Origin of the sequence: Paraburkholderia sp. NPDC080076, from assembly GCF_050281145.1 — a bacterium.
Lineage (GTDB): Bacteria > Pseudomonadota > Gammaproteobacteria > Burkholderiales > Burkholderiaceae > Paraburkholderia.
The window spans coordinates 1606730-1631919 of sequence record NZ_JBNNWQ010000001.1 but is presented as its reverse complement, the minus strand read 5'-3'; the positions used below and the strand labels follow the sequence as shown (position 1 = coordinate 1631919).

Here is a 25190-nt window from a genome sequence, read left to right as displayed (position 1 = left end):
GAAAAGCAGGAGACGCTGATGAACGAACGCCATCACCCGCACTGGCCACCGCAAGTGCCGCTGCATCTGACGCTGCCCGAGACCAATCTTTTCTACAACGCCGAAGTCTCGGCGGCGCGCTATCCTCACAAGCCGTTCATCATCTTCTACGGCACTACGATCACGTTTGCCGGATTCAAGGACGAAGCCGAACGGATTGCGGGTTTTCTGCAGCAGGAGTGCCAGGTCAAGGCAGGCGAGCGCGTACTGCTGTATATGCAGAACAGTCCGCAATGGATCATCGCTTACTACGGCATCCTGAGGGCGAACGCGGTAGTGGTGCCGGTCAATCCGATGAACATGACCGGCGAGCTCGCGCATTACGTGGAGGACAGCGGCGCGACCACGATCATCGCGCCGCAATGCCTGTTCGCGAACGTCGAGCCGTTGATCGGCAGCGGGGCCGGCCAGGGCCTCCAGCACGCCATCGTGGCGACGTATAGCGATTATCTGAAACAGGCGTCGCCGATTCCCGTGCCTGAATTCGTCGCTGCGCCACGCAAGACGTTCGCGATTCCCGGCGTCACGCCCTGGCAGGACGTGCTCGAACGGCGCATCACACCGGGGCCGCTCACCACCGGTCCCGACGATCTGTGCGTGATGCCTTATACGTCCGGCACCACCGGCAAGCCGAAAGGCTGCATGCATACGCACCGCAGCGTGATGAGCACGGCGCTCGGCGGCTGCGTGTGGTTCTCGTCGCCGCCGGACGGCGTTTATCTATCGGTATTGCCGCTCTTTCACGTGACCGGCATGCAGGGCGGCATGAACAGCGCGGTCTTCTCCGGCGCGACGATCGTGCTGTTGCCGCGCTGGGATCGCGAGGCCGCTGCGCTATGCATGCAGAAATATCGCGTCACCGCATGGCAGTCGATCTCGACGATGATGGTCGATTTCCTCTCGAACCCGAAGCTCGGCGAATACGATCTGTCGAGCCTCACCGGCACGCGCGGCGGCGGCGCGGCGATGCCGGACGCGATCGCCAGAAAGCTCAAGGCGCTGACCGGGCTCGATTATGTCGAAGGCTACGGCATGACGGAGACGATTGCCGGCACGCACATCAATCCGCCGCATCGCCCGAAGCCGCAGTGCCTGGGCATTCCCGTGTTCGACGTGGACTCGCGCGTGATCGATCCGGTCTCGCTGCAAGAGCTGCCGCAAGGCGAAACCGGCGAGATCGTCACTCACGCGCCGCAGGTCATGCAGGGTTACTGGGGCAATCCGAAGGCAACGGCGGAAGCGTTCATCGAACTCGACGGCAAGCGGTTTCTGCGAACCGGCGATCTCGGCCATATCGACGAAGACGGTTATTTCTTCATGACCGACCGTCTCAAACGTATGATCAACGCGTCCGGTTATAAGGTGTGGCCGGCCGAAGTCGAGGCGCTGATGTACCGGCATCCGGCGATTCACGAGGTTTGCGTGATCGGCGTGAAGGACGAGAAGCGCGGCGAGACCGTGAAGGCGCTGGTGGTGCCCGATGCGGCGCATGCAGGCACGATTACTGCGCAGGAGATCATCGACTGGGCGCATGAGCAGATGGCCTCGTACAAGGCCCCGCGCATCGTCGAGTTCGTGGCGTCGCTGCCGAAGTCGGGCAGCGGCAAGATCTTGTGGCGGAAATTGCAGGAAGAGGATGCGGCGCGCGCGGCTGGCTCGTGAGACTCGTCTGCTTGATGCAACACCCGCTCGCGGCGCTGAAAATACTCTTGTGATGGTTTGCCTGTAAGCTTTGAGCGCGAGCCCGTACTGAGCGTCGTGCGCGCCTGGCGGAGGTGAACAGAAGACTCGCAGACAAGCTTGAATGCTATTGCCAACTTTCGAGAGGGGAATTGAAAATGAAGAGCTTTGCCATTAGACAGATCATGCTCGGACTTGCCGTCACGGCCATGGTAGCCGGCAGCATTCCGCTCGCCGCGGCTCAAGGCGCCAGCGACGCCGCCACGACGGCTGCGCCCGCCGCGGCGAGCACTGCGAAACCCACCAAAGCCGAGCGTAAAGAGGCGCGCAAGCAAGCCAGAGCCAAAAAGAATGCCGAGTTGAAAAAGCTCGAAGACGCAGGCTACCAGCCGGGTCAGAACGACCCGAACTATCCGGACAAGCTGCAGAAAGCGCAGAAGAAGGCCGGTATTGGAACTGGCGCGAGCCAGTAAGCGCGGACTGTTGCGGCTACGCTGCGCCGACGTCGCGTTCGGCGCAGTGGGCCGTGAGTGTCGCGAGGGTGATGCAGGAGGCCGGCGCGCAGCTCTAGTGCGTCGGCACAACAAATGACGGCTCACTGTGCCAACTGCATTACGTGCGTGCCGATTGATCACTCATCGACTGGCGCGCGCGTCGACCCGCTTGCACGCGATTGACAGATTCACACAAGTCGCAGTCGGGACGCGAATAGGCTCGAATCCTCTCCATTGAGTAAAGAGGATTCTATGAGCCATTCGTACGCAAGCGGTCGACAGTTAAAGTGATTCAAAATAAATCCAGGCGCCTTCTGTCCATTGTCGTGTTATGTGCCGTCCTTGTACTACGGTGCAATCAACCTAAGCAATCTGGTGGAGGCTTACGGCAGTGACGCGCCTTACTATTCCCGGTCGGCGAACATGGACAAGTGGACCGGCCCATTGCCAATGCTTGGCGCCGTAGACACTGTTGTGCTGTTCGCTGTCGCACTCTGGGCGTGGCGGTGGCGACGCACCGCTTCTCGGACGTAGATGTTTGCCCCCGCATAGGACGACGGCGCAGCACCAGCGCGTACGTCCCCGACTCGCTGACGATGAGCGTGTCGTGTTTCCCGGAATGGCCTCGGTCGAACTGATGCTCCTGATTTTGAGTCATCCAACGCCCACCGTTGGACGGGTGACCACAGTTTTTTCAACCGACGTCCGCCGGCCAGCGCCTTGCTGCACTGCGACACCACACCCGGCCAGCCCCACCGACCTGCATTTTTTTGCCGCGCACTGGCTCCACTTGCTCTGGCGCGACACGCCTCAACACGCCCCCGACCCCCGCCAAACCCTTACCCCACAAGGCTCCAGCCCCCATCGCCCGGCACGCCCAAAAAACGGGTGTCGCATTTCCACATGTGCCTGTCGCAAATAGTCGGCTAGCCATACTTTTTTCTGGCAACTATGTATGCACAGCGCGGACGGACGTCCGCCACTGCAGCAACTATCTTGCATGGGACCGGAGTAAGCATTAAAGCGTCAACTCCGGTCGAAGCGGTGCATGGGACCGGAGTAAGCGCTAAAGCGCCAACTCCGGTCGAAGCGGTGCATGGGACCGGAGTAAGCGCTAAAGCGCTAACTCCGGTCGACAAAGGAGAGCATTCAATGAATTCCCCCAAGGTCGTGGTCGAAGGGCTGTGCAAGGTGTTCGGCACCAACCCGAAGCAGGCGATCGGCATGCTGGCAGGCGGCGCGACGAAAGAGGAAGTGTTCGCGCGCACCGGTCAGATTGTCGGCGTCCACAACGTATCGTTCGAAGTCAAGGAAGGCGAGATCTTCGTGCTGATGGGCCTGTCCGGCTCCGGCAAATCGACACTGATCCGCCTGATCAACCGGCTGGTCGAACCGACGGCCGGCAAGGTGCTGATCGACGGCCGCGACGTGGCCAGCGTGCCGCGCTCCGAGCTGACGGCGCTGCGCCGCAAGGACATGAGCATGGTGTTCCAGTCGTTCGCGCTGATGCCGCAGCGCACCGTGCTGTCGAACGCGGCGTTCGGCCTCGAAGTGGCGGGCGTTGGCCGCAAGGAGCGCGAGAAGCGCGCGATGACCGTGCTCGAACAGGTCGGCCTCGCGCCGTTCGCGGAAAAGCTGCCCGCGCAGCTGTCCGGCGGCATGCAGCAGCGCGTGGGTCTTGCGCGGGCGCTGGCGGTGAACCCGTCGCTGATGATCATGGACGAGGCGTTCTCCGCGCTCGATCCGCTCAAGCGCAAGGAAATGCAGAACGTGCTGCTCGATCTGCAACGCGAACAGCAGCGCACCATCCTGTTCGTGTCGCACGATCTGGAAGAGGCGATGCGCATCGGCACGCGCATCGCGATCATGGAAGGCGGCCGGGTCGTGCAGGTCGGCACGCCGCAGCAGATCATCACCAATCCCGCCGACGATTATGTGCGCGCGTTCTTCGAAGGCATCGACACCAGCCGTTATCTGACCGCCGGCGATCTGATGCAGACCGACGCCGTGCCGCTCATGCAGCACTCGCCGCAGATCGATGCATCGAGCGTGGCCGCCACGCTCAACGGCAGCGCCGACTACGCATTCGTGCTCGACGGCGAACGCAAGATTCGCGGCTTCGTGTGCCGCGACGCGATGGGCAGCGCCTCGCCGCAGCTCAACCAGATCGAATGCATCCGCCGCACCACGCCGCTCGACGACGTCGTCGAACTCGTGGTGGCGAGCCGCGCGCCGCTGCCGGTGGTCGAAGCCGACGGCTCCTACTGTGGTTCGGTCAACAAGACGAACGTGCTGAACGTTCTCACACGCCATCGGAGTTCCCATGTCTGAAGTCATTCCACTTGGCGCCTGGGTCGATCACGGCGTTCACTACCTGCTCGACCACGACGCAAAAACTTTCGATTCGATTGGCAAGGTGATCGAGAGCTTTGCCGCGGTGATCGAACACGGCTTGCAAGCAGTGCCGATGTGGGCACTGATGGTGTTTTTCGTCGGCATCGGCCTGTGGCGGGTGGGCTGGCGCTTCGCGCTATTTACGCTGCTGGCCATGCTGCTGATCTACGGCACCGGCTTCTGGGATCAGATGGTGATCACGCTTGGCCTGACCTTGTCGTCCACGTTGATCAGCCTGCTGCTGGGCGTGCCGCTCGGCATCTGGACCGCGAAGAGCCGCACCGTCGAGATGATCGTGCGGCCCGTGCTCGACCTGATGCAGACCATGCCGGCCTTCGTCTACCTGATTCCGGCCGCGATGCTGTTCGGCCTCGGCCGTGTGCCGGGGATTCTCTCCACCGTGATTTTCGCCATGCCGCCGGCGGTGCGTCTCACGTCGCTCGGCATCAAGCACGTGAACCGCGAGATCGTCGAAGCGGGGCAGGCGTTCGGCTGCACGCCGTGGCAATTGCTCTACAAGGTGCAGTTTCCGAACGCGCTGCCGTCGATCATGACCGGCGTGAATCAGACCATCATGATGGCGCTCTCCATGGTGATCATCGCGTCGATGGTGGGGGCCGGCGGTCTCGGCAACGACGTGCTGGCCAGTATTCAACGGCTCGACATCGGGCTCGGCTTCGAAAGCGGACTGTCAGTGGTGATGCTCGCGATCATTCTGGACCGCATCACGGAAAGCTTTGGCCGTTCGCCGGGCATGGCGCGCGCGCCGCTGCTGTCGGGCTTGCGCAGCGTCATGAAAGTGCGCCGCGAGCCGGCCGCGCAACACGGCTGAGCCGCCTATGAAGCGCGACGCGCTCACGCCAGTCGAGCCCGAGGCTGATTCGCCGCTATCCGGGCTCGCGCACGTCGGCTTTCTGACGCTGCCGAACTTTTCGATGATCGCCTTCACCAGCGCGGTCGAGGTACTGCGCATGGCCAACTATGTGGGCCGCGCGCAGCACTACAGATGGTCGGTGATCACGCCGGACGGCGAGCCGGCGCGAGCAAGCAACGGCATCACGGTGAAACCCACCACGACGCTGGCCGAAGCCGGCATGCCGGATGTGCTGATCGTCTGCGCCGGCTGGCATGTGCGCGATTACGTGGACGACACGGTGATCGCGCTGCTGCGCGACGTCGCCGACAAAGGTATTCCGCTCGGCGGCATTTGCACGGGACCGTATGCGCTGCTGGCGGCGGGCCTGCTCGACGGTTATCGCTGCACTGTGCACTGGGAAGACATGTCGCCGTTGCACAAGAGCTACCCGCACGTGCGTTTCGCCGACGAACTGTTCGTGATCGACCGCGACCGCATGACCTGCACGGGCGGCACCGCGCCGCTCGACCTGATGCTGAAGCTGGTCTGCATGCGGCTCGGTCACGCGGTGGCGGCGCAGGTGTCGGAGCAGTTCATCGTCGAGCGGATTCGCGGCTCGACCGATTATCAGCACATCCCCGTCGACGCGCGGGTCGGTTTCTCGCGCGCGGAACTGGTCGAGGTGGTGCGGCTGATGGAAGCGAATATCGAGGAGCCGTTATCGCTCGACGAGCTCGCGCGGCTCGTGCATCTGTCGCAACGTCATTTGCAGCGCATGTTCAAGATGTTCCTGAGCGTGTCGCCCACGCACTATTATCTGACGCTGCGGTTGCGGCGCGCGCGTGAGTTGCTGCGCAATACGGATGCGTCGATTGCGCGCGTGACGGCGGTGTGCGGTTTTCATTCGGCGTGTCATTTCAGCAAGGCCTATCGCGCGCAGTTCGGTCACGCGCCGAGCGTCGAGCGGCGCTTATCCGCGTGACGCGCGGCGCAAAACAATCCGCTTCATCAGAACCAGTCAAACATCAATCACCCTGAGGGAACGCCATGAAACGTTTGTGGGCTGCGTCGTTGTGCGCGCTGTCTGTGTCGTCTGTGTTTGCCGCGGAACCCGCCACCTGCCGCGACGTCCGGTTCGCCGATGTCGGCTGGACCGATATCGCTGCGACCACCGGGCTTGCATCGACCGTGCTCGAAGGGCTCGGCTACAAGCCGACCAAGACGATCGCCTCGGTGCCGATCACCTTCGCCGGTGTGAAGAGCAAGCAGATCGACGTGTTCCTCGGCTACTGGTCGCCGACCATGGACCCGATGATCGACCCGTTCAGGAAGTCCGGCCAACTCAGCGTGTTGCCGACGCCGAACCTGACCGGCGCGAAATACACGCTGGCGGTGCCCGATTACGCGTATCAGTCCGGCATCAAGACGTTCACCGACATCGCGAAGAACTACGACAAGCTTGACGGCAAGATCTACGGGATCGAACCGGGTAACGACGGCAATGCGTTGATCAAGAAGATGATCGACAGCAATCAATACGGGCTCGGCAAGTTCAAGCTGGTGGAGTCGAGCGAGGCGGGCATGCTGGTCGAGGTGAACCGCTCGATCCGTGACAAGAAGCCGATCGTTTTTCTCGGTTGGGAGCCGCATCCGATGAACGTGCAGATGAAGATCGATTATCTGTCCGGTGGCGATGCTGTGTTCGGCCCGAATTACGGCGAAGCGAAAGTGCTGACGGTCACGCCGAGCGATTATTCGGCGCGCTGTCCGAACGTCGCTAAGCTGGTGTCGAATCTGCAATTCACGACCGACATCGAGAATCACGTGATGCTGCCCATCATGAACAAGACCGATCCGAACAAAGCCGCGCGCGAATGGCTGAAGGCGAATCCGGCGGTGTTGGACAAGTGGCTGGCGGGGGTGAAGACGTATGACGGGAAGGATGGGTTGCCGGCTGTGAAGGCGTATGTAGCGGGGAAGTGAGTGGTGAGAAGGGCAGCGTTAGGGCTGGGGCCGTGCGGGGCTGGCTAAGCGGTCTGACTTGACCGTTTAGCCATCAACATCTTCCGTTATAAGCGCGGACGTGCTGCCAGCAAACGGTCCCACATCGAGGGCGGGAGCGAGATATACGCGGAGTCGTCGCCGCCGTCCCCTATCGAAAATCCAACGGAAGGACCGATATAACGGAGAGGTCCATCAGGTTCCAAGGAATAGGTCACGCCGGAAGACCAGGACAGGTCAGGGACTGGCGTGCTAAAGGTATGCTGCGCAAGCAGCTTCCCGTTCTTTGCATCTAAAACCCTGCCAACGTATTCGGAGTTTCCGCCTGGAACCCAATCTAATAGACAACGTTCACCCACGTACAAGCCGTCTGGAGATGCCGATTTCTGACATTCGGTGCCGTGCGGCGTATGATTAAAAAGGCCGAAATAAAGCACGCCGACGACGACAACTATCGCCGTCAGCCCGGCAAACCTCGCGATCCATGCGCGCGACTTGTCTTTTGAAGTGATCCACTTGACTAGCACGGCAATGATGACAACAACCGCAACTAGTGCGCCGATCAGCGCACCAGCCGCAGCACCGTAGTCAAGCCTCATAGGTACACCTTGACTGGAGGTGCGACCGGAACAAAACGACGATCAGAGAAAACAACAAAGTCGCCGCCCTGCTGATGCTTGATCGCCCACTGTCGAAAGTCGCTGTTGTGCACCGGGTAGTAGACGTTGCCTTTGATAACTGGGTTGCCTATTGTGACGGATGCGTCGATATAAGGAAGGGTGATGGGGGTTTCGATGTAGGGGATATAAGAAGAGATTGCTGCGGCAGCGTCGAGTGGCATGACGATAACGCCATCGCGGCTCCAATGACCCAGATACTGTGATCGATCATCTTGCTCGTTGTCGGTGAATGTGTAGTTGTCTTTCACATACACCCAGATACCGGTCACCTCGGCTGTTGTTTTCCGCGAATTGACGTCTCTGGAGAGGCGGGCATGTCCAATGGCAGCGTAGAAGTTGAACGAACCGAGCGCGCCGGTGAGATCGTCGGGGGCACCGCCGCGCTCAAGATTGTCTGTCAGCAACAGGCTTATCTTCTGTCCGAATGTGCCATCGACACCGGCACGTTGAAACTGAAAGTGACGGTGAAGGGAAATCGGATCGTTTTTGCAAATATCCGAAGCAAAAATATCAGTCACCTGGTCCTGATAGCGAGCGACGATGTCGTGGAGGGCCTTGATCGCTTTCGGCGCGCGAATAGCTTCCTTCACCAGGTAGTCGTATTTGGCTTTTGCCCGAGGAAATTGGAGTATCCAGTCCAGCTTAATCGTGGTTGTGTCGTACATATCACGCGGGTAAGGCTTTCCGTCCTGATTAATTTCCTCAGTTTCGGCCGTGCCCGTTGGAGAATAATTGAGCCTTCCCTCGAACCACCGCTCCATAAGAGCGGCAGACTTCGTCAGGTAGGTTTTGCGCATCGCGGCAGGAATCTCCTGTATGTCGAACGGCGGCACCGTTTCCTCCTGTTTGACAGGCTTCAGCGGGTTGGGCGTTTCCAGCCAGGTTTTGAAGCGCGAACGCAACTCCATCATTTTCAGCAGGCCGTCGCCCGCCTGTGACTTTGGTTTTCTGGAAGGTGCCGCGGGCGGTGGCTTCAGGATCTCACGTGTGGGTGCTGGAGCGTCTAATGACAGCCAGACACCGCCCACGATCCGGGCACCATCCTCTTTTCTCCAGCGCCATAGCAGCTTGTTGATTCTGTAATAAGACAGAGCCACTAACCGATGCTCCTTGATCCAGTTGTCGATTTGTGACGATATCGATTGAATGCTTGTCCAGAGACTCATGCCGATAGCCGGAAAGTCAATACTTCCCGGTGCGCCCGAAGGATCGTGCAACGCGGGCGTACCGCGTGACGCAGTGGTAACGCCAATCGAACCTGTGACGCTCGCGCCGGTGTCATACCGCCACTCACACCTTCAGCGAGTCTCGCTCATTGAATACCAGTGCCGTGAATTAGCGCAGTATGGTTTATGAATGGTGCAGCATACGCCTTACGTTCACGCCGATGTGTCAAGATTTATTGTGATGGCGCAGAGTGCCGAAACGCTCAATAAAATTCGCATTCGAGTGGTATTAATTTGCGAGCATTTCACACGTGCCACAGACACCCTCAAATCGCCTGCGCCCGCCCCGGAAACGTCTCGTCATAATCCCCACTATCTTCCGCCTCAGCCGCCGTGCCGCGCTGCTCGCGATACATCATCGGCGGCAATCCGAATTGCTTGCGGAATTCGCGGCCCAGATGCGAGGCATCGGAAAACCCGCAACTCGACGCAATGTCGGCCACGGTCTTATCCGAACTCGTGAGCAACCACGCGGCGGTTCGCAAACGCACCTGTTTCGCGTAGGCCTGCGGCGCCTTACCCGTTTGCGCCTTGAAGAGCCGCTCCAACTGACGCGGCGAGAGATCGAGCTTGCGCGCGAGTTCGTCGAGCGACAGCGAGCGCCCCACGTGCTGCTCCATCAGCAGAATCGCGCGCTTGACCTTTGGATGCGCAGCGGGCGCGAGGCCCGGTGGATGCGGCTGCGGCGCGTTGCCTTTCTGCATGTCGTCGACGAGCAGAATGCGCAGCGCCTTCTGCACCGTGGCGGTTTCGAAATGTCGCAACAGGATCGCGGCGGCCACGTCGATCGACGCGCGTCCGCCGGAACACGTAATGCGCCGGCGGTCGATCACGAATAGCCGGTCGGCGACCAGCGCTTCCTCGTTGACCGACGGAAAGCGTTCGATGAAATCCCAGTAGTGAAACCAGCTCACGCAAATGCGGTGGCCTTCGAGCACGCCCGCGCGCATCAGCGAGAACACGCCCGTGCACATGCCGACGAGCGTCGCATCGGTGGCGGCGGCGCGGCGGATGAAGGCAAGCGTGGCGTCGTTCGCGGCGGGCCCGGAATGCAGCAGACCGCCCACCACCACGACGTAATCGAACGGCTCGGCGCTGTCGAATGTCTCCCACGGCGTGATCTGGATGCCGCAACTCGCGCGCACCGGAGCAAGGGTTTCCCCTATCACGCTCCACGAACAGCGCACGGGCTTGCTGAAATCGCCTTCGTCCGCGGACAGGCGCAGCAGGTCGACGAAACCCGAAAACGCCGTCAGCGTGAAATTCGGCAACAGAATGATGCCGAAGCGGATGCGCTGCTTCGAGGTGCCGTCAATCGATTGAGGGGGAAGCGGTTCAGCGGAATTCATGCATGCAGCCAGCAAGGGAAAGGGTTGGATCAAGCATAGCACCGGGGACGGCGGCCACCGCGTCCGGGCGCGCCGGCGGCATGACCGGTTGCGCGCCCGGCATCGTCAGCATCGCCAGCCACAAGCCGGACGCATGTCGCAAATGCGTCAGAAGTCTTCGTAAATACGCCGCGGACCTTTGCCGGCGGCCCCGTTGACGCCACTATCCCACTGTCATGCCGTTTTTATTCTATCGATTCAATTTGACGTGCGGTGCAATAGAGGCAAATCCACCCAAGGCATCGCAACGCACAAGGCACGCCATGAACGTCAGCGTCTTCGATCTGTTCAAGATCGGTATCGGTCCTTCAAGCTCGCACACCGTGGGGCCGATGATCGCTGCATGCCGCTTCGCTTCGCATATCGAAGACGCGAATCTGCTCGGCTTCGTGCGCGGCGTGAAGGCCGACCTGTTCGGCTCGCTCGGCGCGACCGGCAAGGGGCACGGCACGGACAAGGCGGTGCTGCTGGGACTCGAAGGCAATCTGCCCGATTCTATCGACCCGGACCTGATCGAGCCGCGCCTGCAGACGATCCGCGCGACCAGGCAACTGGTGCTGCTCGGCAAGCATCCCGTGAAATTCGACGAGCGCGAGCATCTCGGTTTTTTCCGCAAGCTGATGCCGGGCGCGCCGGGTTCGGGCATCGTGCATCCGAACGGCATGCGCTTTCAGGCTTTCGACGAAAACGGCCAATTGCTGGTGGAGAAGGAGTATTACTCGATCGGCGGCGGCTTCGTGGTGAATCGCGAAGGCGATCGCGTGAACGGCGTGCGCGCCGTCGCGGACGTGCCGTATCCGTTTCGTACCGGCGACGATCTGATGCGCGTTTGCCGCGAGACCGGTTTGTCGATCGCGCAGATCACGTTGCGCAACGAATGCGCGGCGCGTCCCGAACACGAAGTGCGCGAAGGCTTGCTGGCGATCTGGCGCACCATGTCCGCGTGCGTCGAACGCGGCTGCAAGGTGCGCGGCGAGTTGCCCGGTCCGATGCATGTGAAGCGCCGCGCCGCCGATTTATGCGGGCAATTGCGCTCGCGCTCGGAAGAGTCGCTGCGCGATCCGCTCTCCATGCTCGACTGGGTCAACCTGTACGCAATGGCCGTCAACGAAGAAAACGCGGCGGGCGGGCGCGTCGTTACGGCGCCGACCAACGGCGCGGCCGGCGTGATTCCCGCCGTGCTGCACTACTACGTGAAGTTCATGCATGCGTCGAACGACGAGGGCATCGTCAACTTCCTGCTGACGGCTGCGGCGATCGGCATCATCTACAAGGAAACGGCGTCGATTTCCGGCGCCGAAGTGGGTTGCCAGGGCGAAGTCGGCGTGGCGTGCTCGATGGCCGCCGCGGCGCTCGCCGCCGTCATGGGCGGCACGCCGACGCAAGTCGAAAACGCCGCCGAAATCGGCATGGAACACAACCTCGGCATGACCTGCGACCCGGTCGGCGGGCTCGTGCAGATTCCGTGCATCGAACGCAACGCGATGGGCGCGATCAAGGCGCTGAACGCCGCGCGCATGGCAATGAAAGGCGACGGCCAGCATTACGTGTCGCTCGACAACGTGATCAAGACGATGCGCGAAACCGGCGCGGACATGAAGACGAAATACAAGGAGACGTCGCGCGGCGGGTTGGCCGTGAACGTCATCGAGTGTTGATTCCGCTTTTAGCCAATACGAAACACCAGTAAAGACAGCACCAACAAGGACCCACGATGAGCCGCTATTCGATATTCAGCCTGTTGCGCAACGGGATGTCGTATCACGAGAACTGGGAGCGACAGTGGAAGAGCCCCGAGCCCAAGCGTGAGTACGACGTCGTGATCGTCGGCGGCGGTGGGCATGGTCTCGCCACGGCGTATTACCTCGCCAAGGAACACGGCGTGCGCAATGTCGCCGTGCTGGAGAAGGGCTGGATCGGCGGCGGCAATACGGCGCGCAATACGACCATCGTGCGCTCGAACTATCTGTGGGACGAGTCGGCCGCGCTCTACGAAAAAGCGATGAAGCTGTGGGAAGGGCTCTCGCAGGATCTGAACTACAACGTCATGTTCAGCCAGCGCGGCGTGATGAACCTCGCGCACACGTTGCAGGACGTGCGCGACACCGAGCGCCGCGTGAATGCGAACCGGCTGAACGGTGTGGACGCCGAATTTCTCACGCCCGCGCAGATCAAGGAAATCGAGCCGACCATCAATCTGAACAGCCGCTATCCGGTGCTCGGCGCGTCGATCCAGCGGCGCGGCGGCGTGGCGCGCCACGATGCGGTGGCTTGGGGTTTCGCGCGCGGCGCGGATCAGGCCGGTGTCGATATCGTGCAGAACTGCCAGGTCACGGGCATTCGCCGCAACGGCAGGCAGGTGATCGGCGTGGACACCACGAAGGGTTTCATCAAGGCGAAGAAAGTCGCGATCGTGGCGGCGGGCAATACCTCGTCACTCGCCGACATGGCCGGCGTGCGGTTGCCGCTGGAGAGCCATCCGTTGCAGGCGCTGGTGTCGGAACCGATCAAGCCGGTGGTCAACACGGTGGTGATGTCGAACGCGGTGCACGCGTATATCAGCCAGTCCGACAAGGGCGATCTGGTGATCGGCGCGGGCGTCGACCAGTACACGGGTTTTGGTCAGCGCGGCAGTTTCCAGATTATCGAAGGCACGCTTGAAGCGATCGTCGAAATGTTCCCAGTGTTCTCGCGCGTGCGGATGAACCGCCAGTGGGGCGGCATCGTGGATGTGTCGCCGGACGCGTGCCCGATCATCAGCAAGACCGATGTGAAGGGGCTGTACTTCAATTGCGGCTGGGGCACGGGCGGTTTCAAGGCGACGCCGGGTTCCGGGTGGGCTTATGCGCACACCATTGCGAAGGATGAGCCGCATCCGCTGAACGCGCCGTTCTCGCTGGAGCGTTTCTATACCGGCCACCTGATCGACGAACACGGCGCCGCCGCTGTTGCCCACTAACGCTCGCACTGCGACTAGGAGAACGAGATGCTATTGATCGAATGCCCGTGGTGCGGGCCACGCGCCGAAACCGAATTTTCCTGCGGCGGCGAAGCGGACATTGCCCGTCCGCTCGACACCGAGAAACTTACCGACAAGGAATGGGGCGACTACCTGTTCATGCGCAAGAACTCGCGCGGCGTGCATCGCGAGCAATGGATGCATACGCAAGGCTGCCGCCGCTGGTTCAAGGCGCAGCGCGACACGGTGAGCTACGAGATCCAGGGCTACGAGACGTTCGAGCGTCCTTTGCTCGCCATGGACAGCACTGACGCTAAAGCACAGAACAAGGCACAAGAGGGCAAGGCATCATGAGCCAGAAAGACCGACTCCCCAACGGCGGGCGCATCAATCGCGCAATGCCGCTGACGTTCACCTTCAACGGCCGCCAGTACCAGGGCTATCAGGGCGACACGCTGGCTTCGGCGCTGCTCGCGAACGGCGAGCATTTCGTCGCGCGCAGCTGGAAATACCACCGGCCGCGCGGCATCGTCACGGCGGGGGTGGAAGAGCCGAATGCCGTCGTGCAACTCGAAACCGGCGCGTACACGGTGCCGAATGCGCGAGCCACCGAAGTCGAGCTGTATCAGGGTCTGGTGGCCACAAGCGTGAACGCGAAGCCGAGCATCGAGAAAGACCGCATGGCGGTCAATCAGAAGTTCGCGCGCTTCATTCCGGCGGGCTTCTACTACAAGACCTTCATGTGGCCGCGCAAATTCTGGCCGAAGTATGAAGAAGTGATCCGCGACGCCGCCGGTCTCGGCAAGGCGCCGGAACACACGGATGCGGACCGCTACGACAAGTGCTTTGCGCATTGCGACGTGCTGGTGGTGGGCGGCGGCCCGACCGGCCTTGCCGCCGCGCATGCCGCCGCGTTGTCCGGCGCGCGCGTGACACTGATTGACGATCAGCCGGAACTCGGTGGCTCACTGCTGTCGTGCCGCGCGGAGATCGACGGCAAGCCCGCGCTGCAATGGGTGCAGAAGATCGAAGACGAACTGCGGCAAATGCCCGACGTGAAGATCCTGTGCCGCAGCACCGCGTTCGGCTATCAGGACCACAACCTCGTGACGGTGACGCAGCGGCTCACCGAGCATCTGCCGGTGTCGCAGCGCAAGGGCACGCGCGAACTGATGTGGAAGATCCGCGCGAAACGCGTGATTCTCGCGACCGGCGCACATGAGCGGCCCATCGTGTTCGGCAACAACGATCTGCCCGGCGTGATGCTGGCGTCCGCCGTGTCGACCTATCTGCATCGCTATGCGGTGCTGCCGGGCCGCAACGCCGTGGTGTTCACCAACAACGACGATGGCTATCAGTGCGCGCTCGATCTGAAATCGGCCGGCGCCCACGTGACGGTAGTCGATCCGCGCGCGAGCGAATCGAAGGGCACGCTGCCCGCGCTCGCACGGCGCTATGGCGTCAAGGTGATGAACGGCGTCGTGATCACGGCGGCGCACGGCAAACTGCGCGTGGCCTCGGTGGACGTCGCGCCGTATTCGAACGGACAGGTCGGTGCGAAGCAAGGCGAACTGTCCTGCGATCTGCTCGCGATGTCCGGCGGCTGGAGCCCGGTGCTGCATCTGTTCGCGCAATCGGGCGGCAAGGCCCACTGGCATGACGAGAAGGCCTGCTTCGTGCCGGGCAAGGCGATGCAGCCGGAGACGAGCGTCGGCGCGTGTGCAGGCGACTTCACGCTGGGCCAGGGCATCCGCTTTGCGGTCGATGCCGGCATCGAGGCGGCGCGCGCGGCGGGCTTTATCGTCGCGCGGCCGAATCCGGTGCAGGTGGCCGAGATCATGGAAGCGAAGATGCAGCCGCTGTGGCTGGTCGGTGGCCGCGAGTTGGCTACGCGCGGGCCGAAGCAGTTCATCGATTTCCAGAACGACGTGTCGGCCGCGGATATTTTCCTCGCGGCGCGCGAGGGCTTCGAATCGGTCGAACACGTAAAACGCTATACGGCGATGGGCTTCGGCACCGACCAGGGCAAGCTCGGCAACATCAACGGCATGGCGATTCTCGCGCAGGCGCTCGGCAAGACGATTCCCGAGACCGGCACGACGACCTTCCGGCCGAACTACACGCCCGTCACGTTTGGCACGTTTGCCGGCCGCGAACTGGGCGAGTTTCTCGATCCCGTGCGCAAGACGGCGGTGCATGAATGGCACGTGCAAAACGGCGCGGCCTTCGAGGACGTGGGCAACTGGAAGCGTCCGTGGTACTACCCGAAAGCGGGCGAAGACATGCACGCGGCGGTGGCGCGTGAATCGCTCGCGGTGCGTACGAGCGTCGGCATTCTCGACGCCTCGACGCTCGGCAAGATCGACATTCAGGGCCCTGATTCGGCCAGGCTGCTGAACTGGGTCTACACGAATCCGTGGAGCAAGCTGGAAGTCGGCAAGTGCCGCTACGGCCTGATGCTCGACGAAAACGGCATGATCTTCGACGACGGCGTGACCGTGCGCCTCGCCGACCAGCACTATATGATGACGACCACCACCGGCGGCGCGGCACGCGTGCTGACGTGGCTCGAACGCTGGCTGCAAACCGAATGGCCGGACATGCGCGTGCGGCTCGCGTCGGTGACGGATCATTGGGCGACCTTCGCCGTGGTCGGCCCGAACAGCCGCAAGGTGCTGCAGAAGGTCTGCCAGGACATCGACTTCGCGAACGCGGCGTTTCCGTTCATGAGCTATCGCGAAGGCACCGTTGCTGGTGCGGCCTCGCGTGTGATGCGCATCAGCTTCTCGGGCGAACTCGCTTATGAAGTGAACGTGCCGGCCAACGTCGGACGCGCGGTGTGGGAAGCGCTGATGGCCGCGGGCGCGGAGTTCGACATCACGCCGTACGGCACCGAAACCATGCACGTGCTGCGCGCGGAGAAGGGCTACATCATCGTCGGCCAGGATACGGACGGTTCGATGACTCCGTACGATCTCGGCATGGGCGGGCTCGTCGCGAAGTCGAAGGACTTTCTGGGCAAGCGTTCGCTGACCCGCTCGGATACGGCGAAGGCAGGGCGCAAGCAGCTGGTCGGCCTGCTCTCGGACGACCCGTCGTTCGTGATACCCGAGGGTTCGCAGATCGTCGCGGGTCCGTTCCAGGGCGAGACGGCGGCGATGCTCGGCCACGTCACGTCGAGCTATTACAGCCCGATCCTGAAGCGTTCGATCGCGATGGCGGTCGTGAAGGGCGGCCTCGACAAGATCGGCGAGACGGTCACGATTCCGCTTTCGAGCGGCAAACAGATTGCAGCGAAGGTCACCAGTTCGGTGTTCTACGACAGCGAAGGAGCACGTCAACATGTGGAATGAAACCAGAGGGACGGCGTCGGTCGTGGATCGTGCCGTCGGCAAGCAGACCGGCGTGTGGCAGGAGTCGCCGCTGGTGGGTGCGGACGCGCTGCTGAAGAAGCATCAGGCGACGGCATCCGCCGCGTTCAGGTTGAGCGAGCGGCCGTTCCTGGAACTCGTGAACGTGCGCGGCGATACGCGTGACGCCGCGTTCGTGCGCGCGGTGGAGAGTGTGATCGGCTGCCGTCCGCCTGAAAAGGCGAACACGGTGGCGCGCGGCAACGGCTACGACGTGATGTGGCTCGGCCCGGACGAGTGGCTGGTGCGCTCGGCCGCCGCGCACGACGCGACGCGTACCGCTCCGCTGCAGGCGAAACTCGGCGCCGCGTTCGCGGGCCTGTTCGCCTCGGCGGTGGATATCGGCAGCGGTTATACGGTGCTAGAAATCAGCGGCACGCGTACGCGTGAAGTGCTGTCGCGCGGTTGTCCGCTCGATTTGCACCCCAAGCTGTTTGGCGAAGGGCAATGCGCGCAGAGCCACTATTTCAAGGCATCGATGACGTTGCTGCCCACCGGTGCGAGCAGTTTCGACATTGTCGTGCGCCGCAGCTTTGCGGACTACTTCGTCAAGATCATGCTCGACGCGGCCGAGCCGCTGATGTCGTAAGGCGCGGCGAGCGGCAGTCCCTACGCCGCTCGCGCCTTTCACGCTGAATCATCGCCATGACGTCGACACGTCTAGCCACCGCGCGTCTCACCGAGCGCGCGTGCCTCGAAGGCGATGCCCATGCCGCGCTCGCGCTGCTCGATCAGAGCATCGTGCTGCGGCATAGGCGCATCGCGCTGATCCGTTATCTGCTTGCGCAGCAACTCGGCGCGCCGCTGCAGGCGCGTCACCACGCATACGTCGAAAAAATCGCCGCACGGTTGAGCGCGGATGCGCTCGCGCGCATTGCCGGCGCCGCGCGGGCGCGTCTGCGGTCCTAAGCCTCGCGATCCGCGTGTGTGGAACGACGCACCCGTTCCATCCCGATGACGTATTTCTTCTATGTGGCCGATTTATGTCGGCGTCTACTGAAAACGCCTCGGAGCACTCACGCGGCATTCGCCGCATCAACCAGGGGATGACATGTCTACCGCTTATCAGCCGCGCGCGAGCGCAGCCGCCCGACTCGAACGACTGCCGTTCTCCGGTTATCACCGGACCATTTTCATCATCATCGCCATCGCATTCTTTTTCGATTCCGTCGATCTCGGCACGATGACCTTCGTGCTCGGTTCGATCAAGACGGAATTTGGTTTATCCACCGCGACGGCAGGGCTGGTGGCCAGCGCGAGCTTCTTCGGCATGGTGATCGGCGCGGCGATTGCAGGGTTGCTGGCGGATCGCTTCGGACGCCGGCCCGTGTTTCAGTGGAGCATGGTGTTGTGGGGGCTCGCGTCGTATTTGTGCTCGACGGCGCAGAGCGTCGAAGCGTTGATCTTTTATCGCGTGCTGCTCGGCTTCGGCATGGGCATGGAGTTTCCGATCGCGCAGACCTTGTTGTCGGAGTTCGTGCCGGCTGCGTCGCGCGGCCGTCTGATTGCGCTGATGGACGGCTTCTGGCCGCTCGGTTTCATCGCCTCGGGCGTAGTGTCCTACTTCGTGCTGCCGACGTTCGGCTGGCGTACGGAGTTCGCGTTGCTCGCGATTCCTGCGGTGTTCGTGCTGATCGTGCGCCGCGTCGTGCCGGAATCGCCGCGTTGGCTCGAACACCGCGGACGTCTCGGTGAAGCGGACAAGATTCTCGCCGAGGTCGAAGTGAAGGTGATGAAAGCGGCTGGGCTCAGCCAGCTGCGCGCGCCGGCGATGCTCGCCGAGCCGCCGGCCGCGAAGGGCACGGGGGCGTTTCGCGAGATCTGGAGCATGGCTTACCGGCGTCGCACGATCATGGTGTGGGCGCTGTGGTTCTTCGCGCTGCTGGGTTTCTATGGGCTGACGTCATGGCTCGGCGCGTTGATGCAACAGGCAGGCTTTGCGGTGACGAAGTCGGTGCTGTACACGGTGCTGATTTCGCTCGGCGGTATTCCTGGTTTTATTTGTGCGGCGTGGCTGGTCGAACGTTGGGGACGTAAGCCGACTTGCATTGCGTCGCTCGCGGGTAGCGCGGTGATGGCCTACGTCTATGGGCAAACCGCGCTGCACGCGCAGACGCCGACCTTGCTGATCTGCGCCGGGCTGGCGATGCAGTTCTTCCTGTTTGCGATGTGGGCGGTGTTGTACACCTACACGCCGGAGCTGTACGGGACCGGTGCGCGGGCGACGGGTTCGGGCTTTGCGTCGGCGATCGGCCGCGTGGGTTCGCTGATCGGACCGTACGTGGTGGGCATAGTGCTGCCGATGTTCGGCCAGGGCGGGGTGTTCTCGCTCGGCGCGATGTGTTTTGTGATCGCGGCGGCGGCGGTGTGGATTCTCGGCATCGAGACGCGCGGGTTGGCGCTCGAGACGCTGGTGTCGGAGGCGGTTGAGACGGATGCGCGTGGGGTGTTGAGTCCGGTGCGGGATTGAAGGTTGATTGGGCGCGTAATCAATGGTGCGTTCCAGTGCGAACAGCACCCCTATTCGCTCAATTCTGAACCCGCACATTAAACGGCTTCCCAGGCACCCAAGCCCACGTCGCCAACACTTTTGCGCCCGCCGGTCCGGCGGTCGTTACATGGACGACATTCGCCGGCATCCGGTAACTCTCGCCGGTGTGAACGATCTGCGCGGGTCGACCCTCGACCTGCACCGTGATTTCACCTTCGAGAACATAGGCGACCTCCGGTCCGGTTGCCTTGTGCTTCGGCTTGGCGGCGTTGGGCGGGAATTCGGCGATACCCATGCCCATTTCCCGATCGGTTGCCGGAACGGGGACGCGCTGAAGCACCACGGTCTCTTTGGCATCGGGTGCCTTTTCGCCGGCATTGGCCGAAGGCAGATTCATGAGGATCGCGGCGAGCAGCGGCACGCGACGCAAGTTGTTCATGATCGAGTCGGCCCTATTCAATGCGAGGGCTCGGCAAGCGCCGACAGAATCTTATAGGCGGCCGCCACCCGGTCTTCGTTCGGGAAGTTCTTGTTGGCGAGCATCACAATGCCCAACTGCTTCTCCGGAACGAAAGCCACGTACGCGCCGAACCCATTAGTCGAACCGGTCTTGTTGATCCAGACATCCTGTCGGGGCGCGAGCGGCGGCTTGAATTCGACCGCGGGTGTCGCCTTCAAAACCATCGTCGATGAATTGCCTGCCAGCAATGTCTTCAACGCGACCGGATACGCGTATTGCTCCCAGATCAGATCCTGCGTCAACACGCCAGCCTTGAAGTAGCCGGTGTGCGTCTCCGTGATGGCGCGCTGCAACTTCGCATCGAGCTGGAGCAGATCCATGTTGGCTTGCATGAAGCGCGTCATGTCGGCGGCCGTGGATTTGACGCCATACGCTTCGGCGGACAGCACGCCAGGCGCCATGCGAATCGGCGCGCCGTCCTTCTTATAGCCTTGCGCGTAATCCGGCATCCGCGATTGCGGAACGTCGATGAAACTGTTCTTCAATCCCAGCGCGGAAAACACGCGCTGTTCCATCAACGGCGTGAAATCCTGCCCCATGCTCTTTGCCGTGATCAAGCCAAGCGTACCGATGCCGGGATTCGCGTAAGTCCGGCACGTGCCCGGCGCACAACTGGGCTTCCATGCCTTGAAAAAATGCATGAGTTCGCCGTTGTTATGGATATCGTCCGGCACTTGCAACGGCAATCCGCCTGGCGTGTGCGTGCCCAGGTTGACGAGCTTCACATTGCCGAACTGGCTGCCCTGAAGCACGGGCAGATATTTGCCCGTCGTGTCCGACAGCGAGAGATCACCGCTGACCTGCGCATACGATGCCAGCGTGGCGGTGAAGGTCTTGCTGATCGAGCCGAGTTCGAACAGGGTGTCGCGTGTCACGGGCTTGCCCGTTTCCATCGACGCCACGCCGTAGTCGTACACATAAGGCTTGCCCCCAACGACGATGCCGACCGCCATGCCGTGAATACCGTCTTTCGCCATGAGCGGCCGGATCGCCGCGTCGACCGTTCGTTTGATACTGTCTTGCGTGGTATCCGCTGCGTGGCTCATGGGAGCGGCCAACGCAAAGACCACGGTCGCCGTGAGGCTGAGGGCTTTGAACTTCATCTCTCGCGTTTCCTTGAATGTCTGTCGGCGGATGCGCTCCTTCATTCGGAGCGCGTTGAGGCCGAACTATCCGGCTTTTGCCACACGTTGACAATCGAGGATAAGTTGCACGAGGGTAAAGAAAAACTTGTGGGCCGGCAGCGGCCTCAAACCGCCGCGATCTCCCGCTTTCTCGATGCCACGCCGTTGGCCACGAAGTAGGGCGTGTCCACCCGCGCCAACGCCTTGCGTCCGCGAATCCGGTCGGCGATCTTCTCCGCCAGCATGATGGTCGGCGCATTCAGATTGCCGGTCGTGATGCGCGGCATGATCGACGCATCCACCACGCGCAGCCCTTGCATGCCGTGCACACGCCCCTCGTTGTCCACCACGGCCATATCGTCATAGCCCATCTTGCACGAACACGACGGATGAAACGCCGTCTCCGCCCGCATGCGCACGAAGGTGTCGAGCTGTTCGTCGGTGGTCAGCTCGACGCCGGGATTCAGTTCGCGGCCGCGATAACGGTCGAGCGCCGGTTGCCGCATGATCTCGCGCGTGATCCGAATACCGTCGCGGAACTCGCGCCAGTCGAGCGGATCGGCCATGTAGTTGAACAGGATGCTCGGATGCGCGTTCGGATCGCGCGACGTGAGCTTCACCCGCCCGCGGCTCGGCGAGCGCATCGAACCGACGTGCGCCTGGAAGCCGTGCATTTTGATCGCGTTCGAACCGTTGTAGTTGATCGCGACCGGCAGGAAGTGATACTGGATGTTCGGCCACAGATCGTCGTCGCGCGTGCGGATGAAGCCGCCGGCTTCGAACTGATTGCTCGCTCCGATGCCCGTACCCTTCATCAACCATTCGAGTCCGATGGCCGGCTGATTCCACCACTGCAACGCCGGGTAGAGCGAAACGGGTTCCTTGCACTCGTACTGGATATACATCTCCAGATGGTCCTGCAGGTTTTCGCCGACACCCGGCAGATCGTGAACGAGCGGCACGTCGAGTTCGCGCAGCCATGTCGAGCGGCCCACGCCCGAGCGCTGCAGCAATTGCGGCGAGGCGATCGCGCCGCTGCACACCAGCACCTCGCGGCGCGCTTGCGCCGTCACCGCATTGCCATGATGCAGATACGCGACGCCGACCGCGCGCTTGCCGGAGAACAGCACGCGATCCGTCACGGCATGCGTGACGATGGTGAGATTCGGCCGCGTCTTCGCGCGATCCAGATAGCCGCGCGCCGTGCTGGCGCGCCGGCCGTTCGCCGTGACCGTGCGATCCATCGGGCCGAAGCCTTCCTGCTGATAACCGTTCAGATCGTCGGTGCGTGGAAAGCCGGCCTGCACACCGGCGTCGACCATCGCGGCAAAGAGCGGGTTGTTGCCGGGTTTGCTGGTGGTCACGTGCACCGGACCATCGCCGCCGTGGTACGCGTTCGGGCCGACATCGCGCGTTTCGGCCTTGCGGAAATACGGCAGGCAATCCAGATAGGTCCAGTTTTCCAGACCGGCTTGCGCGGCCCAGCCGTCGTAATCGAGCGCATTGCCGCGGATATAGCACATGCCGTTGATCAGCGACGACCCGCCGAGCCCCTTGCCGCGCCCGCATTCCATGCGACGGTTGTTCATGTGCGGCTCGGGGTCCGTTTCGTACGCCCAGTTGTAGCGGCGTCCCTGCAACGGATAGGCGAGCGCGGCCGGCATCTGCGTGCGGAAGTCGAAGCGGTAGTCGGGGCCGCCTGCTTCGAGCAGCAGCACGGTCACGTCCGCGTCTTCGGTCAGGCGCGAGGCGAGCACATTGCCCGCCGAACCCGCGCCCACGATGATGTAGTCGTATTCGTTCGCAGCCATCGCGCCTCTCCTTAGAACACCGGTTGATACGGGCCGAGTTCGACCTGCACGGACTTGATGCGCGTGTAGTGCTCGAGCGTGGTGATGCCGTTTTCGCGGCCCACGCCCGACTGCTTGTAGCCGCCCACCGGCATTTCCGCGGGCGACTCGCCCCACGTATTGATCCAGCAGATGCCCGCTTCCAGTCGATGAATCACACGATGCGCCCGCGCCAGGTTCTCGGTCACGACGCCCGCGGCAAGGCCATAAGCGGTGCGGTTCGCGCGCGCGATGGCTTCGTCTTCGTCGTCGAAAGCGAGGATGCTCATCACGGGGCCGAAGATTTCCTCGCGCACGATGCGCATGTCGTCGTGGCAGTCCGCGAACACGGTTGGTTCGACGTACTGGCCATTGCCGAAGTGGCCTTCGGTGAGACGCTTGCCGCCGGCCGCGAGCCGCGCGCCTTCCTGCTTGCCGCTTTCGATGTAGCCCAGCACCTTGTGCAATTGCGCGGCACTGACCAGCGGGCCGAAGTTGGTGGCGGCGTCGGTAGGCGGGCCCACGCGAATGCGCTTGACGCGTTCCAGCACCAGCGCTTCGAAGCGTTCGAGCACGCCGCGTTGCACGAATACGCGTGTGCCGTTGGTGCAGACCTGGCCGGAGCTGAAGAAGTTGGCGCTCATCGCGATGTCGGCGGCGCGTTCGAGATTGGCGTCGGCGAATACGAGCAGGGGCGACTTGCCGCCGAGTTCCATCGTCACGTCTTTCAGCGACGAAGCGCCTGCCATCGACATCACCTTCTTGCCGGTTTCCACGCCGCCGGTGAACGAAATTTTCTCGATGTCCGGATGCGCGGCGAGCATCGCACCGACGCGTCCGTCGCCTTGCACGACATTGAACACGCCTGCGGGCACGCCGGCTTCGGTGTAGATCTCGGCGAGTTTCAGCGCCGACAACGGCGTGATCTCGCTTGGCTTGAAGATCATCGCGTTGCCGGCCGCGAGCGCGGGCGCGGACTTCCAGCACGCGATCTGGATCGGGTAGTTCCATGCGCCGATGCCCGCGCAAACGCCGAGCGGCTCGCGCCGCGTATAGACGAACGACGTGGGCCGCAGCGGAATCTGCTGTCCTTCGATTGCAGTGGCGAGCCCCGCGTAGTACTCGATCACGTCCGCGCCGGTGACGATATCCACCGCGAGGGTTTCGGCAATCGGCTTGCCGGTGTCGCGTGTTTCTAGCGCGGCGAGTTCGTCGTTGCGCTCGCGCAGAAGTTCCACCGCGCGGCGCAGAATGCGTGAGCGCTGCATGGCGGTGAGCGCGGCCCATTCGCGTTGGCCTTCCTGCGCGGATCGTACCGCGCGATCGACATCGGCTGCCGAGGCCTGCTGCACGCTCGCTAGCGTCTCGCCGGTGGCGGGGTCGAGCGTGTCGAAGGTTTCGCCGCTGGTGGCGTCGACATAGCCGCCGCCGATATAGAGACGTTGCGTTGCGAATATCGCCATGACTTGCTCCTTTCTGGATATGTCGCCGGTCTGCTTGTGTCCTTAATCGCGCGAGGCGAGGACCAGATCGATATAGTCGTTGGCCACGCGCAGCGCGGCCTTGGTGTCGAACGGCTCGCCCGACAGCGCGCCGCGCAGCCACAGGCCGTCGATCAGCGCCGCGAGGCCGCTTGCCGCGCGGCGCGCCGCCGCACGTGGCATGGCCTTCGAAAAATCCGCGCACAGGTTCGAGTTCAGGCGGCGCGTGTTCACGTATTGCAGCCGCCGCAACTGCGGCTTGTGCATGCTCTCGGACCAGAACGCGAGCCAGGTTTTCATGACCGGGCCGCTGGTCTGCTCGGCGTCGAAATTCGCGGCGACCACCGCGCGAAGTTTCGAGCGCGGGTCCGCTTTCGCCGCCCGGCGCCGGCGCGACGTGGCCTGCCACAGGTCGCGCAGCACGTGACGCATGGTGGCTTCGAGCAAACCGTCCTTGTCGCCGAAATAGTGGCTGACGATACCGGTGGAAATGCTCGCGCGCTGCGCGACCGAAGCCAGCGTCGCCCCCGCGAGACCGGTCTGGTCGATCGTGAGAAGCGTGGCGTCGATCAACTGCGCGCGGCGGATTTCGCGCATTCCGAGTTTGGGCATGGTGCG

The 25190-nt window shown here is 62.5% G+C and carries 21 protein-coding genes; 13 read left to right on the top strand and 8 right to left on the bottom strand.

Translation table 11 applies throughout. From position 1 onward, the window contains the following. Positions 1-18: 18 nt before the first annotated feature. From ACQKRQ_RS07235 to ACQKRQ_RS07210, 6 genes are all read left to right on the top strand, one after another. Positions 19-1701 (top strand): long-chain fatty acid--CoA ligase, encoded by a 1683-nt coding sequence (locus tag ACQKRQ_RS07235; RefSeq protein WP_408179138.1) that lies wholly within the window; start codon positions 19-21, stop codon positions 1699-1701. 176 nt (positions 1702-1877) lie between these two features. Continuing rightward, entirely contained in the window at positions 1878-2192 is a 315-nt protein-coding gene (locus ACQKRQ_RS07230) for a hypothetical protein (protein ID WP_408315133.1), read from the top strand. A gap of 1173 nt (positions 2193-3365) precedes the next feature. After that, complete coding sequence (locus ACQKRQ_RS07225; RefSeq protein WP_132377082.1) at positions 3366-4544, top strand: quaternary amine ABC transporter ATP-binding protein; 1179 nt, start codon at positions 3366-3368, stop codon at positions 4542-4544. Further along, positions 4537-5439: a choline ABC transporter permease subunit gene (choW, locus tag ACQKRQ_RS07220; protein ID WP_427475974.1), complete on the top strand. Its 903-nt coding sequence runs from the start codon at positions 4537-4539 to the stop codon at positions 5437-5439. The genes ACQKRQ_RS07225 and choW overlap by 8 nt, the downstream gene beginning before the upstream one ends. A gap of 7 nt (positions 5440-5446) precedes the next feature. Further along, entirely contained in the window at positions 5447-6445 is a 999-nt protein-coding gene (locus tag ACQKRQ_RS07215; RefSeq protein ID WP_427475973.1) for a GlxA family transcriptional regulator, read from the top strand. Between the two features lie 65 nt (positions 6446-6510). Beyond that, on the top strand, positions 6511-7446 hold the full coding sequence (locus ACQKRQ_RS07210) for a choline ABC transporter substrate-binding protein (protein ID WP_427475971.1): 936 nt from the start codon (positions 6511-6513) through the stop codon (positions 7444-7446). Between the two features lie 86 nt (positions 7447-7532). Here the strand turns inward: ACQKRQ_RS07210 and ACQKRQ_RS07205 are convergent, their stop codons facing one another. The 3 genes from ACQKRQ_RS07205 to ACQKRQ_RS07195 form a co-directional block, all read right to left on the bottom strand. After that, positions 7533-8063 carry a hypothetical protein gene (locus ACQKRQ_RS07205; protein ID WP_427475970.1) on the bottom strand — a complete coding sequence of 177 codons (531 nt, stop codon included), beginning with the start codon at positions 8061-8063 and terminating at the stop codon, positions 7533-7535. Beyond that, the gene (locus tag ACQKRQ_RS07200) at positions 8060-9310 is read right to left on the bottom strand and encodes a DUF6402 family protein (protein ID WP_427475968.1); all 1251 of its coding nucleotides are present in this window, start codon (positions 9308-9310) and stop codon (positions 8060-8062) included. The genes ACQKRQ_RS07205 and ACQKRQ_RS07200 overlap by 4 nt, the downstream gene beginning before the upstream one ends. A 326-nt stretch (positions 9311-9636) precedes the next feature. Next, positions 9637-10719, bottom strand: coding sequence for a GlxA family transcriptional regulator (locus ACQKRQ_RS07195; protein ID WP_427475966.1), 1083 nt, complete (start codon positions 10717-10719; stop codon positions 9637-9639). A 302-nt stretch (positions 10720-11021) separates the two neighbouring features. Between ACQKRQ_RS07195 and ACQKRQ_RS07190 the strand changes: the two genes are divergently transcribed. The 7 genes from ACQKRQ_RS07190 to ACQKRQ_RS07160 all read left to right on the top strand — a co-directional run bounded on the left by ACQKRQ_RS07190 (position 11022) and on the right by ACQKRQ_RS07160 (position 19597). Further along, a complete protein-coding gene (locus ACQKRQ_RS07190; RefSeq protein WP_427475964.1) occupies positions 11022-12416 on the top strand; it encodes an L-serine ammonia-lyase in 1395 nt (464 codons plus the stop codon). Positions 12417-12472: 56 nt separating this feature from the next. Next, positions 12473-13717: a sarcosine oxidase subunit beta family protein gene (locus ACQKRQ_RS07185; RefSeq protein WP_427475963.1), complete on the top strand. Its 1245-nt coding sequence runs from the start codon at positions 12473-12475 to the stop codon at positions 13715-13717. Positions 13718-13744: 27 nt separating this feature from the next. Next, positions 13745-14071 (top strand): sarcosine oxidase subunit delta, encoded by a 327-nt coding sequence (locus ACQKRQ_RS07180; protein ID WP_132377090.1) that lies wholly within the window; start codon positions 13745-13747, stop codon positions 14069-14071. Next, positions 14068-17070: a sarcosine oxidase subunit alpha family protein gene (locus ACQKRQ_RS07175; RefSeq protein WP_427475961.1), complete on the top strand. Its 3003-nt coding sequence runs from the start codon at positions 14068-14070 to the stop codon at positions 17068-17070. Before ACQKRQ_RS07180 ends, ACQKRQ_RS07175 begins: the two co-directional genes overlap by 4 nt. Next, entirely contained in the window at positions 17060-17716 is a 657-nt protein-coding gene (locus ACQKRQ_RS07170) for a sarcosine oxidase subunit gamma (protein WP_427475959.1), read from the top strand. The genes ACQKRQ_RS07175 and ACQKRQ_RS07170 overlap by 11 nt, the downstream gene beginning before the upstream one ends. A 56-nt stretch (positions 17717-17772) precedes the next feature. Next, the gene (locus ACQKRQ_RS07165) at positions 17773-18036 is read left to right on the top strand and encodes a hypothetical protein (RefSeq protein WP_132377093.1); all 264 of its coding nucleotides are present in this window, start codon (positions 17773-17775) and stop codon (positions 18034-18036) included. 142 nt (positions 18037-18178) lie between these two features. Further along, complete coding sequence (locus ACQKRQ_RS07160; RefSeq protein WP_427475956.1) at positions 18179-19597, top strand: MFS transporter; 1419 nt, start codon at positions 18179-18181, stop codon at positions 19595-19597. 58 nt (positions 19598-19655) lie between these two features. Here the strand turns inward: ACQKRQ_RS07160 and ACQKRQ_RS07155 are convergent, their stop codons facing one another. The 5 genes from ACQKRQ_RS07155 to betI form a co-directional block, all read right to left on the bottom strand. Further along, positions 19656-20057: a cupin domain-containing protein gene (locus ACQKRQ_RS07155; protein ID WP_427475954.1), complete on the bottom strand. Its 402-nt coding sequence runs from the start codon at positions 20055-20057 to the stop codon at positions 19656-19658. Between the two features lie 17 nt (positions 20058-20074). Then, entirely contained in the window at positions 20075-21241 is a 1167-nt protein-coding gene (ampC, locus tag ACQKRQ_RS07150) for a class C beta-lactamase (protein WP_427475952.1), read from the bottom strand. Between the two features lie 146 nt (positions 21242-21387). After that, on the bottom strand, positions 21388-23073 hold the full coding sequence (gene betA, locus ACQKRQ_RS07145; protein ID WP_427475950.1) for a choline dehydrogenase: 1686 nt from the start codon (positions 23071-23073) through the stop codon (positions 21388-21390). Between the two features lie 11 nt (positions 23074-23084). Continuing rightward, positions 23085-24554, bottom strand: coding sequence for a betaine-aldehyde dehydrogenase (betB, locus tag ACQKRQ_RS07140; protein ID WP_427475949.1), 1470 nt, complete (start codon positions 24552-24554; stop codon positions 23085-23087). Positions 24555-24596: 42 nt separating this feature from the next. Next, positions 24597-25184 carry a transcriptional regulator BetI gene (gene betI / locus ACQKRQ_RS07135; RefSeq protein WP_408179217.1) on the bottom strand — a complete coding sequence of 196 codons (588 nt, stop codon included), beginning with the start codon at positions 25182-25184 and terminating at the stop codon, positions 24597-24599. Between the last annotated feature and the right edge of the window lie 6 nt (positions 25185-25190).

What these genes read in the sequence shown, in the direction of transcription:
- ACQKRQ_RS07205 (WP_427475970.1), bottom strand. Translation starts at nt 8,063, where the DNA reads ATGAGGCTTGACTACGGTGCTGCGGCTGGTGCGCTGATCGGCGCACTA.
- ACQKRQ_RS07165 (WP_132377093.1), top strand. Translation starts at nt 17,773, where the DNA reads ATGACGTCGACACGTCTAGCCACCGCGCGTCTCACCGAGCGCGCGTGC.
- betB (WP_427475949.1), bottom strand. Translation starts at nt 24,554, where the DNA reads ATGGCGATATTCGCAACGCAACGTCTCTATATCGGCGGCGGCTATGTC.
- ACQKRQ_RS07230 (WP_408315133.1), top strand. Translation starts at nt 1,878, where the DNA reads ATGAAGAGCTTTGCCATTAGACAGATCATGCTCGGACTTGCCGTCACG.
- ACQKRQ_RS07235 (WP_408179138.1), top strand. Translation starts at nt 19, where the DNA reads ATGAACGAACGCCATCACCCGCACTGGCCACCGCAAGTGCCGCTGCAT.
- ACQKRQ_RS07155 (WP_427475954.1), bottom strand. Translation starts at nt 20,057, where the DNA reads ATGAACAACTTGCGTCGCGTGCCGCTGCTCGCCGCGATCCTCATGAAT.
- ACQKRQ_RS07225 (WP_132377082.1), top strand. Translation starts at nt 3,366, where the DNA reads ATGAATTCCCCCAAGGTCGTGGTCGAAGGGCTGTGCAAGGTGTTCGGC.
- ACQKRQ_RS07185 (WP_427475963.1), top strand. Translation starts at nt 12,473, where the DNA reads ATGAGCCGCTATTCGATATTCAGCCTGTTGCGCAACGGGATGTCGTAT.
- ampC (WP_427475952.1), bottom strand. Translation starts at nt 21,241, where the DNA reads ATGAAGTTCAAAGCCCTCAGCCTCACGGCGACCGTGGTCTTTGCGTTG.
- ACQKRQ_RS07200 (WP_427475968.1), bottom strand. Translation starts at nt 9,310, where the DNA reads ATGAGTCTCTGGACAAGCATTCAATCGATATCGTCACAAATCGACAAC.
- ACQKRQ_RS07160 (WP_427475956.1), top strand. Translation starts at nt 18,179, where the DNA reads ATGTCTACCGCTTATCAGCCGCGCGCGAGCGCAGCCGCCCGACTCGAA.
- ACQKRQ_RS07180 (WP_132377090.1), top strand. Translation starts at nt 13,745, where the DNA reads ATGCTATTGATCGAATGCCCGTGGTGCGGGCCACGCGCCGAAACCGAA.
- ACQKRQ_RS07210 (WP_427475971.1), top strand. Translation starts at nt 6,511, where the DNA reads ATGAAACGTTTGTGGGCTGCGTCGTTGTGCGCGCTGTCTGTGTCGTCT.
- ACQKRQ_RS07195 (WP_427475966.1), bottom strand. Translation starts at nt 10,719, where the DNA reads ATGAATTCCGCTGAACCGCTTCCCCCTCAATCGATTGACGGCACCTCG.
- betI (WP_408179217.1), bottom strand. Translation starts at nt 25,184, where the DNA reads ATGCCCAAACTCGGAATGCGCGAAATCCGCCGCGCGCAGTTGATCGAC.
- ACQKRQ_RS07190 (WP_427475964.1), top strand. Translation starts at nt 11,022, where the DNA reads ATGAACGTCAGCGTCTTCGATCTGTTCAAGATCGGTATCGGTCCTTCA.
- choW (WP_427475974.1), top strand. Translation starts at nt 4,537, where the DNA reads ATGTCTGAAGTCATTCCACTTGGCGCCTGGGTCGATCACGGCGTTCAC.
- betA (WP_427475950.1), bottom strand. Translation starts at nt 23,073, where the DNA reads ATGGCTGCGAACGAATACGACTACATCATCGTGGGCGCGGGTTCGGCG.
- ACQKRQ_RS07170 (WP_427475959.1), top strand. Translation starts at nt 17,060, where the DNA reads ATGTGGAATGAAACCAGAGGGACGGCGTCGGTCGTGGATCGTGCCGTC.
- ACQKRQ_RS07215 (WP_427475973.1), top strand. Translation starts at nt 5,447, where the DNA reads ATGAAGCGCGACGCGCTCACGCCAGTCGAGCCCGAGGCTGATTCGCCG.
- ACQKRQ_RS07175 (WP_427475961.1), top strand. Translation starts at nt 14,068, where the DNA reads ATGAGCCAGAAAGACCGACTCCCCAACGGCGGGCGCATCAATCGCGCA.